Here is a 13909-nt window from a genome sequence, read left to right as displayed (position 1 = left end):
GTTGCAGATCGGAGCCGATTGGACCGGGCTAGAAATACGCATTGCGATCGAGCTGTCCGGTGGCGCGGAGCAGTGCGGCTTCCGCAATCAGCAGGTCGCTGCGTGCACGGGCAAGCGCGAGTTGGGCGCTGCGATAGCTCTGTTCGGCCAGCAAAATGTCGATCGTCGAGCGCAGGCCGAACTCGTATTCCGCCCGCACCCCGTCGAGCGCCAGTTGCGCCGCGCGGAGCCCATCCACACTCGCCTGCTCGCGCCGCCCGGCCGCCTGAAGCGCGGCCCATGCGGTATCGACCGCGCGCAAGGTCTCGCGCGCAGCGGCCTCGACGGCATAGCGATCGGCACGGGACGTCGCTTCGGCTTCGCGCACTTGCGAGGCGACCAGCCCGCCGCTGAGCAGTGGAATGCGCAGGGTCAGGCCGACGCTGGCGGCACTGTCATAGCCGCGGAAATCTCCGCCGGTCTCGCGCAGGCCACGCCCATAGGCCCCGGCCAGGTCGACGCTCGGGGCTCCCTCCGCGCGGGCACGATCGATCCGGGCATCGGACGCATCGGCGATGCGGAGCCTTTCGAGCAGACGCGGATTTGCCGTTTCGGCAGAGGTCCGGGCAGACGCTAGATCGACAGGCAGGAGCGATGGCGGCGGCACATTGGCGGCAAGCTCGTCCGGCTCTTGGCCCACCACCGCGCGGTATCCCGCCCGCGCGCTCGCGAGCGCGGCTTCGGCATCTGCAAGATTGGCCACGACGCTCGATCGCTGCGCTTCGAGCTGCGCGACATCGGTCCGGGTCGCTTCGCCCATGTCGAAGCGCGATTGGGCCTCGTCGACCTGCCGGTCGAGCCGCCCGATCCCGATCCGTGCGACCTCGACCGCTTCCTGCGCGAAAAGCAGGTCCGCATAGGCAGCAACCACCCGTTCGAGCATTGCTGCCTCGCTGTCGCGCACGTTTTCTTCGCCCGCTGCGACGTCGAAGGTGGCGGCGCGAACGGCGCTCTCGACGCGACCGCCGGTCCAAATCGGCAGGGCCGCGCGCAGATCGGCGCTGCCCGCGCTGCCGTAGCCCAGATCGTCATAGCCGCCATTGGCGGTGGCAGAGAGCGTAGGCCGGCCTTGCGAGCGCGCCTGTTTGGGCTGTTCCTCGCGCGCCTCCTGCCGCGCGCGAGCCTCGGCCAGCGTCGGGTTGGTGGCATAGGCCGCCGCGATTGCCTCGCGCAGCGTATCGGCCTGCGCCGGCGATGGGTGCAACAGTAACGCCCCGGCAAGCAGGGCGGCCTTGATCGCGACGCCCCTAGTCATGGCGCAGCGCCCATGCCGGAGCGGTGCGGCTCGCGCGGAGTGACTGGCCCAGCACCGTCAGCACCGCGATCGCGATGGCAAGGAGGCTGGCGCCGATGAAGTAGAGTGGCGACAGCGCAATCCGATCGTCGAAACCCGCCAGCCAGGTGCGCATCGCGTAATAGGCCAATGGCCAGGCGATCAGGTTCGCAAGCACCACGGGCCGCATGAACTGGCCGACCAGCAGCTTGACGATATCGCGCGCCGATGCACCGAGCGACTTGCGTATGCCGATCTCCTTGGTCCGCCGCGCGGTGTTGAAGGAAGCGAGACCCCACAGCCCGACGATCCCGATCAGCACCGCAAGTCCCGCGCCGATGGCGAACAGGCGCATCGTCCTGTCATCATCCTCGTAAAATTGCGTGAGCCGTTGATCGGCGGTTTGCCCGTCGAAAGGGACCTGCGGGATCAGCCGCCGCCAGATGTCGGCGAGAGTATCGTGCAAAGCACGCGGATCACCCTCGAAACGGATCGACGCCACAGTAGTCTCCAGCGATGCCGCGGGGTCTGTGACAAAGACGTAAAATGTCGGCCCGATCGGGTCGCGCGGTCCGGAGAAATCCATGTTCTCGACCACGCCGATGATCGTCTTGGGATTGCCCAGGCCCACTGTCTTGCCAACAGCTTCCTGCGGTGTGGCAAAACCGAGGGTTGAGAGGGCCTCTCGATTGATCAGGATATTGACACCCGATGCCCACGAACGATCGCTGCTATCGTCGACCTGTCGCTTGGCATCAAACAGCCGCCCTGCGAGCAGCCGGGTACCGTAGGCATCGAAATAATGCGGGCCAACCTGCTCCCACATGAGGCTTGGTCCCGACCCTTCTACTCCGGGAAGCTCCACGTTGGTTGCATTGCGATCGCCGCTGCCGCCGACCACCGCGTTTGCAAGTGCCGCTTGCGAGACCTGTGGCAGCGCCCGAACTTCGGTCATGAATGCGCGTTTCTGCAGCGCATCGATCTGGCTGTCCCGGAGGGACAGGACCGCCATCAGTCCTTCTCGTTGAAAACCGACGTCTGTCGCGCGGACGTGGCGCGTCTGCGCCAAGAGCACGGCGGCCCCAATCAGGAATGCTGTGGCGAGGCCGAACTGCAAAACCACCAGCCCTTCGCGCACGCGCGCGCCGGCACGGCCGCCGCCAGGCGAGCGCGAGGACGCAAGCACTGCCGCCGGACGAAAGGCGGAAAGGACAAGCGCGGGGTAAAGACCGGCTAAGACCCCTACCACGATCGTCAGCACAACGAGCGTGGGGACCACGACACCATAAGGAATTGCGAGCGAGAGACCGCCAGCGGCATTGACCAGTGGCAGGCCGAGTTCGGCCAGGATCAATCCGAGCAGAGATGCGACAGCGACAGTCAGGATCGCCTCGGCAAGGAACTGGCGCATGATTGCCGCTCGGTCTCCTCCCAAGACCTTGCGCATTGCCACTTCACGTGCCCGAAGACCGGCGCGAGCTGTGGCGAGATTGATATAATTGATCAACGCTATGAGCAGCGTGAACACGCCCACCAGTCCAAGTGTAACCAGCGTCGTCTTGGCACTCGCACTGGCCGCGCCTTCGGGCTCGAGATGCGCGTCGGCCAGCGGCAAGAGGCGCAAGTTCATTATATCCGACCCGTTCTCTCCGAAATTTGCCCGCCCGCGACGGTCGATGAACTCCGGCATCGCTGCGTCGAACCTTTGCGCCGCCGCCGCATCCGGAAAGCGCAGAAAGGTTTGCAGGCTCGCGCTGCCCCAGTTCCGCCAATACGGATTGAATTCGTCCATATTGTCCAGCAGCGGTATCAGGATCGAGATCCTGAAGTCGCTGTTGGCAGGCAAATCCTCGAACACGCCAGCGACGCGGTAAGCCGTCGTCATGTAAGTCGAGATGGTTAGAGTTTGCCCGATCGGATCCTTATCTCCGAAATAGCGTCGCGCGGCGCTTTCACTGATGAAGACATTGTTCGGATCGGCAAGGCTCTCGCTTCCGCTCCCCTGTGCCATCGGCAGATCGAAAACCTCGAAGAAGGAAGGATCGACCATCGCGACATCCTCGGTCACGGCATTGTTTTTGCGCTGGACGATGCCACCTTCCTCACCGCCCAGGATACGGGTGCCGACGATACCGGGGAAATCTTCCCTGAGCTCGTCCAACAGTCCACCCATGGTATAGGGGTTTGCGCCCTGGAGCGGGCTGGTTTCATCCTTCCACTCCGATTGCACGAGATAGACCTTATCGTAATCCGGCAGCCAAGTTTCATAGCTCGTCTCGAACCGGACATAGAGTCCGAGCACGATGAACACGGCGATGCCGATGGCCAGCCCACCGATATTGAGCGCGGCGTAGAGCTTATGCCGGGTGAGCGAGCGATAGAGCGAGAGCAGGGCGAAACGATTCATCTTGCCAGCCTCCTCAGATTGCGCGCATGGCGCTGGCGACGATGCGGCCGTCGAGCATGTCGATCCGGCGCTTCGCCATGTCGGCGTGGCTGGGGGAGTGGGTGACCATCACGATGGTGGCGCCGCTGTCGTTGAGCGCGGTGAGGATGTTCATCACCTGCTCGCCATTGGCGGTGTCGAGATTGCCGGTCGGCTCGTCCGCCAGGATCAGCTTGGGCTGGCCCACGATGGCGCGGGCGATCGCGGCGCGCTGTTGCTGGCCGCCCGATAGCTGATGGGGGAAGTGGCGTGCGCGGTGCGCTATGCCGACGGTGTCCATCGCGGCAGCGACCCGCTCGGCCTTGTTGCCGGTCACGTCGTTGCGATAGGCGAGGCCGAGTGCGACATTTTCCTCGATCGTCAGTTCGTCGATCAGGTTGAAGCTCTGGAACACGAAGCCCAGCTGCGCGGCGCGGAACTTCGCCAGCGCCTTCTCGTCCATCGCGGCGAGATCGTCCTCGCCGAACCAGTAATGGCCCGATGTCGGCCGGTCGATCGTCCCCAGCGTGTTGAGCAGGGTGGACTTGCCGCAGCCCGAAGGCCCCATGATGGCGAGGAATTCGCCTTCGGCGACTTCGAGATCGATATCGACGAGGGCGGTCGTTTCGACCTCGTCCGAAGCATAGCGGCGCTGGATGTTTTCGAGCTTGATCATGGAAGGGTTTCCTCTGTTCAGCGAAGATTGATGGTGTCGCCCTTCACCCGGGCGAGATTGCTGGTGATGATGCGCTGGCCCGGCTCGAGGCCCGACAGGATTTCGGCCTGGCGCGGATTGCGGCGACCGATTGTCACGCTCACCCGGCGTGCATGCTTGCCATCGGGATCGATCACGAAGACCGACGAGCCACCTTCGGTCAGCCAGCCGCCGGTCGGGGCGATCAGCGCCGGCTTCGACGCGCCGAGCGTGATCCGAACGTCGAGCGTCTGCCCGCGATTGAGATCCTGCTTCGGCATGGTCTCAAAGGTCAGTTCGACGCGGAAGCGCCCGTCCTTCACGGTCGGCAGAACCTTGGATACGGTCAGTGTCGCACCGTCCGGAGTGCGTGCTTTCTGGCCAAGCTCGACCCGGCCGAGGTAATACTCGTCGACCTCCGCCTCGAGCTTCCAGGCGCCTTCGCTGTCGACCTGTCCGGCCGGGTCGCCCGGCGCGAGCGTCTGGCCCGGCTGGAGTTCGAAATTGGTCAGGCGGCCCGCCATCGGCGCGCGGATCGTCAGCGCATCCAGGCTGCCGCGCACGGCGGCGAGATTGTTCTGCAAGCGCGCGCGGGTGGCATCGAGCATCTCGCCCTGCGTCGCGGTGATCCCGGCTTCGGCAGCACGGCCCCTTCGCAGCTGGGCGAGGCGCTGGGTCTGGTAGTCGACCTCTTCCTGATAGCTCTTCACCCCGGCGTCGGAGACGAAGCCCTTCTCGTGCAGCTGGCGGCGAATATCGAGATCGCGCCGCGCGCGGATCAGATCGTATTCGGCTGCGGCGACCTGTCCGGCGCGATCGACTCTTGACCGCTGGATACCGAGATTCTCGCCCGCCACCCCGCCGAGCTGGCTGGCGATCTGGGCTTCCTGGCTGAGCACGGTCAGTTCGAGGTCGGGATTGGCAAGCCGGGTAAGCGGCTGGCCCTTGGTCACCAGCGCGCCATCCTGCACGAGCAGCTCCTCGACCTGCCCGCCACTCATGACGCCGACGAGCGTGGTCGTTGCGGGCACGACACTGGCGCGGACGGGGAGGTAGTCGTCGAACGCGGCACGCGTCACTTCGGCGATCTGGATCTCGTCCGTATCGACGTCGGTCGATCCGCTTGCGGGCATGGCGCGCCATCCGAGCACGGCGATCGCGACCACTGCTATCGCAATCAGGAAGCGCTTGTCGCGCCACCATGGCGTGCGCTTTTTCTTGACCTTGCGATCCATCGCGGCGCCGGGCGCGGGCGAAGACAAAGTGTTGGACTGTTCGGCTGTGTGCGTCATCATGCAACCAGTATCGCCGAACAGGGCTGAAAGACCTAAGTCACTATGATCAAAAGAGATTCCAGCATTGCTCGATCGACCGGACGTCCATCGCCGGACACTGTGTCCGGGAATGGACAGCAAGGCGATGCGTCAAGCGAAAAGACCGGTTTCGCGATTCTCCTGATCGACGACCGGCCCGAGGTTGCGACGGCGATGGAGATCGCCTTTCGCATGGCGGGCCACGGTTTGACCGTGGCGCACGATCCCGAAGAGGCGTTCTCCCAACTTGCGCGAAGCCGGTTTGACGGGATTGTGCTCGATCTCAATTTCACACCGGGAAAGAGCGACGGCGAGGAAGGACTCGCCTGTCTCGAGCGGATCATCGCCGACGATCCGGCCGCCTGCGTGGTGGTGCTGACCGCACATGGCGGCATGCGCATGGCGGTCGCAGCAATGCAGGCGGGCGCGCGCGACTTCGCGGTCAAGCCCTGGAACAATGCGGACCTGATCGCCAAGGTCGAGGCTGCCGTGGCGCGCGAGCCGATCGCTGCGCCGACAACGGAAAGCACTGGCAGAGCCGGCGGTGAACGCCATACCCGCCCGGCGCGTATTCTTGGCGAAAGCGCTGCGATCGAGAATTTACGCCAGCTGATCCGCAGGGTCGCACCGACGATGGCAGGCGTCGCGATCACCGGGCCTTCGGGCGCAGGACGGATGGTGGCCGCTCGTGCCGTGCATGCCGCGTCCGCCGACGCCGACAACAATACGCCGCTGCTGATCGACCTGCGCGAGGGTGATGCGATTAAGCGTGTCGCTGAAGCTGAAGGGAGCGTGATCCTGCGCTATCCCGACCGGCTCGACGACTTGACGCAGGATCGCCTGGCCGCGCAGCTGACGGAGCGCATCCGACCGATCGCGATCACGGACCGCATCGATGCGCTCACCCCCGCGCTGCGCCGCCGGATCGCGACGATCGAGCTACCCGTACCCTCCTTGTCGCAGCGCCGCGACGATGTCTGCCTGCTTGCACGCCATTTCATCACCGATGCGGCCGAGCGGTTCGGGCGTCCCGCGCCGCGCCTGACCGACGCTGCCGAAACAGTCCTGCGCGAAGCCGACTGGCCCGACGAAGTACGCGGGTTAGCGGCGACGATGGAGCGCGCGGTGCTGTTGTCAGACGATGGCATGATCGACACCGGCGCATTGTCGCTTAGTACGCCCGCTGCAGCGGCGTCTCCCGACGAGAGCGGCAGTGCAACCTACGATCTGGACCGCACCGAAAAGGCGATGATCGCCGCCGCTCTGACCGAGCATCACCACAATGTCAGCCACGCCGCCAAGGCGCTGGGATTGAGCCGCGGCGCGCTCTACCGGCGGATGGAGCGCCACGGTCTATGAGGCTCTACTACCGGCGCGGATGGCGCGCAGCAGCGCTGGGCGTGGGCCTGCTCGCGAGTGCGATGGTTGCTGCCTTTGCCTGGGAGTCGGGTCGTTGGGGTCTGCTCACCGGCGCTGCGCTGACCGGGGTCTGGGCGCTCGCGCTGGGTTGGTGGAATGCCGCCTTGGTGCCTTCTCGCCCGCCCGACGGTGAGACCGAAGGAGCGGAGGAAGATGCGGCCGTGCATCGGCTGCTGCTCGATGCCGCACCGACTCCGCTGATCGCACTGGATCGCGACACCGCCCGGGTTCTTAACCGTGCCGCGCGCGCGATCTTCGGCACTGACGACCGGATCGTCCCGTCTCCTGCCGCCCTGCTCGACCCTGCTGCCGCGACGCTGCATCATGAAGGCCGGATTTGGCGGATCGACCGGGTCGAGGCGTCGACCGGGGTAACGGTCGCCGCGTTGATCGATGTCGAGCGCGAGGAACTCGCTGCCGAGGCGCGCGCGAGTGCGGACCTGATCGAGGTGCTCGGTCACGAACTGCTTAATGGTTTATCGCCAATCGTGTCGTTGGCCGAGAGCGCGCAGACCGCCGCGGCGCAGGAGCCCGTGGACACGGCCTTGCTCTCCGAAATCCTCGGCCCGCTCGCCCGCCGTGCCGAGGGTCTGCAACGCTTCGCAACCGATTACCGGGCGCTCGCCCGCCTGCCGGAACCGATCCTCACGCCAGTGCCGATCGAGCAGTTTGCGCAGGATCTGGCGCAGCTCTTTGCCAGGCGCTGGCCCGATACCCCGCTAACGCTCGAATTGGGGGAGGCGGGCGAATGGGCCCTCGATCGCGACCAGATGCACCAGGCCGTCTGGGCGCTGCTCAACAATGCCGCCGAAGCCGCGCGCCTGGAGCACTCACCGCAGGTGGACCTCATGTTTCTGTGCGAGGACGACCGTCCGACCATCATGGTCACCGATAATGGCGCGGGCGTCCCGCCCGAAAGCGCAGCGCTGATCTTCCGCCCGTTCCACACTACAAAGCCCGAAGGCTCGGGCATCGGCCTCTCGCTCGCGCGCCAGATCGTTCGCGGACATGGCGGATCGCTCGAACTGGTGGGCGCGGACCCAACCACATTCCGGGTTCGATTGACTGCGCAGGCCGAAAGCATGCGGGTTTCGGGCCCTGCCGATCAGGCTGCCTCACCGACAGACTTCCGCAACGGCTGAGCTTTCCGGTGGCATTTCAGCCGGTGCTTGAAAAAATGTCGTACGATTTCCGGTCGCTCGATGCCTGCCGGGCCAAAAGTCGGGAGCGGGGCGAACGAGACCGGTTGCTTCGGGCAATCTATTCGGGCAGCCACGCCGTCCATCGGGATGCCGCCGGCGTTCCGATTTCGTCGAAACAGGACTGAACTGTCCTGTGTCGCTATTTCAAGGCCAGGCCCGGCCACGCCATGATCGGCGCGGTTGAATGTCCTGTCCTGCCACTAACGGGTGAATGCGGTCCGCCGGAAAATTGACCATGAACGATCCGCACAAGAGACCTGATACCGGCGAGCGTGCGCCGTCGAAGGCTGCGACACCCGCAGAAGAGTTCTTCAAGCGATATCGCCTGCCGCTTACCCGGTTTTTCTCGAAACGTGTGGGCGCCGATGCCGATGTGGACGATCTGGTGCAGGAGGTTTTCACGCGGATTTATTCGCAGGACCGGCAGGGCGGGCTGGAAAATCCCAATGCCTATATCTTCCAGGTTGCCGCCAATCTCGTGCGCGATCGTGCGCGCCGTAGCGCGACCAAGCAGGTCTTTTCGCGCTCTTTGGAGCTAGATTCTGCCGATCGCGTTGAGGAACTTTCGCCCGAGCGCGTCTTGCAAGGTAAAGAAGCGTTGAAGGCTCTCCAGCGTGCCTTGGGTGAATTGCCCCAGCGCACGCGGGCAGTATTTCTGCTACATCGCTTCGAAGGGTTCAAATATAGGGAGATCGCCACACGTTTGGGCATTTCGACCAGTGCGGTCGAAAAACACATGATGGCCGCAATTCGACATGTGGCCGAACGGGTGGATAGGGACGATGGGTAACGCCGACACCGCAATTAAAGGGCAAACAGCTTCCGTTTCGGAATGCGCGGCCGGCTGGATTGCCCGGCTGCAGTCCGAGTCGTGCTCGAGCGAAGACTGGAGCCGCTTTCGCGCATGGCGTGCGGCGAGCCCGGAGCACGATGCGACCTTCAACACGATGATGAACACCTGGGACGGGCTCGACGAGTTCGCCGAGGATCCCGACATCATGCAGATGCGTATCGACGCCATGTCGCTCGACGCGGCGAACGCATCGCGGCCTGCCTGGCTCTTTCCGCTTGCTGCCTGCCTCGTGCTGATGCTTGCAGGCGCGCTCGCCTTGGCGATCCCTTCCATTTATGCGTCCAAGACCGGCGGAGACATTCCGGCGGTCGCATCGTCGTCCTCTACTGCCGCGGAAGGCGAAAGCCTTGCATACACGCAAGTCTACAGCAGCGGGGTGGGCCAGCTATCGACGGTCGATCTGCCCGATGGCTCGACGATCGAACTCAACACCGACACCGTGGTCGAGATCGATTTCACGCCGGGGCAGCGCCATCTCAATCTGGTCCGCGGCGAGGCAGTGTTCGAGGTCGCGCACGATGCCGACCGTCCGTTCGTGGTCCAGGCGGGCGACAGGCGCATTACCGCGCTCGGTACGATCTTCTCGGTACGCAAGACCGGCCAGGAAATGATCGTCGCCCTGATCGAAGGCAGTATTGACGTCGAGCCGTTCGAGCCCGGCGCGCGCGTCGGCTCGACCGCCGGTGTTCGCCTGACCCCAGGCCAGCAGGCCCGTACGGCTGGCACGGCACGTGACATCGAAGTAACCAAGGTAAATGTCGACCGCGCGTTGAGCTGGCGGACCGGGCGCCTGATTTTCGACAACGACCGGCTGGCCGATGCCGTCGCGGAAGTGAACCGGTATTCCGAAAGAAAGCTGGTTCTCGCCGATCCGGCCCTGGCGGACATGCGGATCAGCGGTGCGTTCACGACCGGTTCGGCGGAAAAATTCGCGGCCGCTATTTCGGTTGCATTGCCGGTTTCGCTCGATCCGCGTCGCGGCGGATCGAAACTTTTGCTTCGGAAAAAGCCTGCTGCGAATTCAACGCGGTAAGTCTCGGCCCGCCCGTTGGCGAGGCCTGAGAGCTACAGAAAATCCCGGATTTCGATGAGGTGGATGCGCGGTGGCGCGTCTTACGGTTGTGACACGCAGATAGCGTTTTTCAGGACCAAGGGGGCTCCACACCAAAATGAACAACAAGATTTTTCATTGTGCGCTGCTGGCAGGGGTTGCCGGTGCCAGTCTCACGACACCGGCGCAGGCGCAGGAAGCACGCGAGCAGAACGAGCATCGGCAGGTCGATTTCGACATCGCCGCGCAGGATCTCGATGGTGCCCTGAGTGATTTCGCAAGCCAGTCGCAGGTGGACCTCGTTTATTCGCCCGATCTCGTGGCTGGAAAAGACAGCCCAGGTGTTGCCGGGCGTTACTCCGTGCCTGCGGGTCTCAAGATCGTGCTGAAGGGCACCGGTCTGTCCTACACCGAGGTATCGGCCGAGGTGTTCGCGCTGCGCATGGCTGATGGTACGGGCAAAGGCTCGTCGGCCGATGCTGCGATGACGCCTTTCGGTGGCCGCATCACCGATTTCGCAACCGATGCCCCGCTTCCCGGAGCGCGGCTGACGATTCCCGGAACGGAACTGGAAACGGTCTCCGACCAGGACGGCCGGTTCTATTTTCCCGCGATCCCGGCAACTGCCGAAGTTCTCGTAGTCGAGTATCTGGGCGAGGCCACCCGCGAGGTCGCCATTCCCCGCGATGCCGCCACGCGCCGGAATTTCGCCGCTGCGGTGGGTGTGGCCGAGAACAATCTGGTCGTGCGAGGTTATCGCAGTTCGCTCCAGCGCGCGCTCAACCAGCAGATGAATGCGTCCAACAATGCGACCATCGTCTCGGCCGACCTGCTGGGCAGTTTCCCGGCAGAGAACGTGTCGGAAGCACTCCGCAGGGTGCCGGGCGTGGCCTTCGGCCGGTCCGCCGATACCGGCGAAGGGACGAACATCACGGTACGAGGCTTCAGCTCCGAAGCGATCAACATCCAGCTCAACGGAATCGAACTGCAAGGGACCGGTTTCGAACGCACGATCGACCTGAGCGGATTCCTGGCCGAGAATATCTCGCAGATCACGATCCACAAATCGCTGCTGCCGAGCATGGAATCGAATGGGTCGGGCGGTCTGGTCGAGATCGAAACCAAATCCGGCCTCGACTATGGCGACTTCCAGGCTTCGCTCGGCTTCGAAGGGGAGGCCAATTTCGATCGCGATTATGGCGAGGAATGGCAGGCCAACGGCACCATCGCCAAGCGACTGACCGACAATTTCGGGATCGCGGCGACCGTGCAATTCCGCAAGACCGACCGTCGCAACTACAACGCCGATATCAACTCCACCCTCCCGGCGGTGCTGCCGGACGGGTACAATTATCTGTTCTACGTCCCGGCAAGCCAGCAATTCCCGTTCGATGAAGGGATCGACGATCGCCTTATCACCGGGGTCAGCATTCTGCGCCGCGACCGCAAGGTCGAGGACCTGACCGCTTCGATCAACGCCGCATGGGAAATCGGCGCGAACACGAAGCTTCGCTTCGACGCGCAGCGGATCCAGCAGAACTCGGAACTATATTCCTCGCGCACAACAGGCAGTTTCCTCACCACTGGGGTCAACGACATGCCGATCCCCGAACTGGACGGAGAGACCCGTCGGCGCACGGTCCTCAGAGCTCTGCGTCCCAATCTGGCGCTCAACACGATCGACCAGACCTACACGCAGGATACCCTCAGCCTGCGCGGTCAAACCCGCCTCGACAACTGGAAGTTCGACTACAAGGCCGGGTATGCGCGTGCGACGACGAAATCGGACAATTACAATGTCAGCGCGCTGGGCAATTCGAATGCGGCGCTGGCCGATCTGATCGATGCGGCGACAGCGGTGACCAATCCCGATGGCACCGGAAACCCGCGATATGTCGATGGCGGCTTCGTGACCTTGGCCAATGGGCTGCCGCTCCTTTCGCTGACACAGCTGGGCTACGATCTCCTCAATGCGTCCGATCAGTATAACCTGACGACCGCCTCGCGGACCGGCACCAACAGTCCGACGGAATCCTATACGCTGGAGGGTGACATTCGGTATGCCCCGACCGGCTCGTTCCTGCAGTACATAGCTTTTGGCGGCAAATACGATCGCAGCTCGCGCAAGAGCCAGGACGATCTGTTCGCCAGTACCACCACGGGGAGCCTGGCGTCGCTCGAAAGCTACTCAAGGATTTTCGGTACGGATACGTCGATCGACTATTTCGGCGGCGACCTGTTCAACAATGCCGACCTCGCCGATATCGGCGCAGGCGGATACGTCTATCCCTTCCTGTCTCGGGCCGGGCTCGAACAATTGTTCGGCACTCTTTCGTCGCTGACGCAAGACGACCCGAACACCCCGTTCAACGAGGAGCGGTTCACCTACAAGAACAACAGCGATCTCGATCCGATCACCGATTCCGATGCGCAGACACCGGCGGAAACCGTCGAAGAGAAGCTTGCCGCCTACGTCGAGGGCAAGCTCGAGTTCGGTAGGTTCGATGTCTCCGGTGGAGTGCGGATGGAGCGATTCACCCGTTCCGGCACCACGCTGACGGCTCCTTCAGTGCGGACTGAGGACAATTTGGAGATTCCCCGTGATGTGTTCATCGGAGCGAATCTCGTGCGCTTCGAGACCACCGGAGGGACGCAGACGACCTTTACCCCCAGCCTCTTGCTCAACTATCGCCCAGCCGAAAACATCGTGGCCCGGTTTCATTACAACCGCACCACCGTGAATCCGGATTTCCGTCTTATCCGGCGCAGTCGGGCGGTGTACGTGGACCTGCGTGACAGTCAGAATCGCGTCACCATCCGCGAGGCCAACCCCGACCTTCGCCCCACGACAACCGACAATTTCGAATTCGACCTGTCCTATTATTTCGAGGATTCGCCGGGCATCCTGCGTGCCGGTTTCTTCTACAAGAACGTCCAGAACAACTTCACCAACGTGTTCTTCCAGGATGGAGACGACAGCTCTGTTCGCGACGATGTTGTCGCCTATTTCGGCGATCTCGCGACGCAGTTTCCTGAAATCGTCGCGTTCGACGCCGATACGGCTTTCCTCCGCAATCGACCGGAAAATGGCGAAGGCGGCAAGATTTACGGATTTGAAGCCGAAGTGATCCGCCAGCTGGATTTCCTCCCCGGCTTCCTGAGCGATTTCGGTATTCTCGGCAACGTGACCTACACTGCAGCGGATTTCCCGACCCTGCTCTCCGGTCGCAACGACGATGGCACGCTCGATCAGTTCACCTTCGATCGCGCGCTCAAGGACCAGTCGGCCTGGGTGTACAACGCCTCGCTCAATTACCAGCGCGGCGGATTCGAAGGCCGTCTGATCTACACGTATCAGGATGCTTCTCCCGAAGCGTTCGAGGTCCACGGCCTGGACACCATCGTGCCGTCCTACAGCACGCTGGACCTGCGGTTGAATTATCACCTGCCGACCAGTTTCGCGGACGTCACCTTCTACCTGCAGGGTGATGACCTGCTGCGCGATCCGACCGATGGCGATCTGCGCTCGGCGACATCCTCGATGTTCAACGAGAGCGGGGCGAATTTCCTCTTCCCGGACAACTACCAGTTCAACGGAGGCAGAACGATCACCGTCGGCGCACGGATCAGTTTCTGATGT

9 protein-coding genes are annotated in these 13909 nt (G+C 63.4%); 5 read left to right on the top strand and 4 right to left on the bottom strand.

The annotated features are described in order from the left end of the window. Positions 1-28 precede the first annotated feature (28 nt). From GRI68_RS10365 to GRI68_RS10350, 4 genes are read right to left on the bottom strand one after another with little or no spacing between them, the layout of a single operon-like run. Positions 29-1294, bottom strand: coding sequence for a TolC family outer membrane protein (locus tag GRI68_RS10365; protein ID WP_199799748.1), 1266 nt, complete (start codon positions 1292-1294; stop codon positions 29-31). Beyond that, positions 1287-3719, bottom strand: coding sequence for an ABC transporter permease (locus GRI68_RS10360; RefSeq protein ID WP_160617173.1), 2433 nt, complete (start codon positions 3717-3719; stop codon positions 1287-1289). The genes GRI68_RS10365 and GRI68_RS10360 overlap by 8 nt, the downstream gene beginning before the upstream one ends. A gap of 13 nt (positions 3720-3732) precedes the next feature. Beyond that, positions 3733-4413, bottom strand: a complete 681-nt coding sequence (locus GRI68_RS10355) for an ABC transporter ATP-binding protein (protein WP_160617172.1) — start codon at positions 4411-4413, stop codon at positions 3733-3735. Positions 4414-4430: 17 nt separating this feature from the next. Continuing rightward, positions 4431-5726 carry an efflux RND transporter periplasmic adaptor subunit gene (locus GRI68_RS10350; RefSeq protein ID WP_234028776.1) on the bottom strand — a complete coding sequence of 432 codons (1296 nt, stop codon included), beginning with the start codon at positions 5724-5726 and terminating at the stop codon, positions 4431-4433. A gap of 99 nt (positions 5727-5825) precedes the next feature. Between GRI68_RS10350 and GRI68_RS10345 the strand changes: the two genes are divergently transcribed. The 5 genes from GRI68_RS10345 (at position 5826) to GRI68_RS10325 (ending at position 13906) form a co-directional block, all read left to right on the top strand. Then, the gene (locus tag GRI68_RS10345; RefSeq protein WP_325063798.1) at positions 5826-7103 is read left to right on the top strand and encodes a sigma-54-dependent transcriptional regulator; all 1278 of its coding nucleotides are present in this window, start codon (positions 5826-5828) and stop codon (positions 7101-7103) included. Then, a complete protein-coding gene (locus tag GRI68_RS10340) occupies positions 7100-8305 on the top strand; it encodes a sensor histidine kinase (RefSeq protein ID WP_160617170.1) in 1206 nt (401 codons plus the stop codon). Before GRI68_RS10345 ends, GRI68_RS10340 begins: the two co-directional genes overlap by 4 nt. A 295-nt stretch (positions 8306-8600) precedes the next feature. Next, on the top strand, positions 8601-9155 hold the full coding sequence (locus tag GRI68_RS10335) for an RNA polymerase sigma factor (protein WP_160617169.1): 555 nt from the start codon (positions 8601-8603) through the stop codon (positions 9153-9155). Then, positions 9148-10251: a FecR family protein gene (locus tag GRI68_RS10330; RefSeq protein WP_160617168.1), complete on the top strand. Its 1104-nt coding sequence runs from the start codon at positions 9148-9150 to the stop codon at positions 10249-10251. The genes GRI68_RS10335 and GRI68_RS10330 overlap by 8 nt, the downstream gene beginning before the upstream one ends. A gap of 136 nt (positions 10252-10387) precedes the next feature. Next, entirely contained in the window at positions 10388-13906 is a 3519-nt protein-coding gene (locus GRI68_RS10325) for a TonB-dependent receptor (protein ID WP_160617167.1), read from the top strand. Positions 13907-13909 lie beyond the last annotated feature (3 nt).

It is taken from the genome of Alteriqipengyuania halimionae, from assembly GCF_009827575.1.
Taxonomy (GTDB): Bacteria; Pseudomonadota; Alphaproteobacteria; order Sphingomonadales; family Sphingomonadaceae; genus Alteriqipengyuania_A; species Alteriqipengyuania_A halimionae.
Note: the sequence above shows the minus strand (reverse complement) of the source record. Positions and strands in the feature narration are given on the sequence as shown.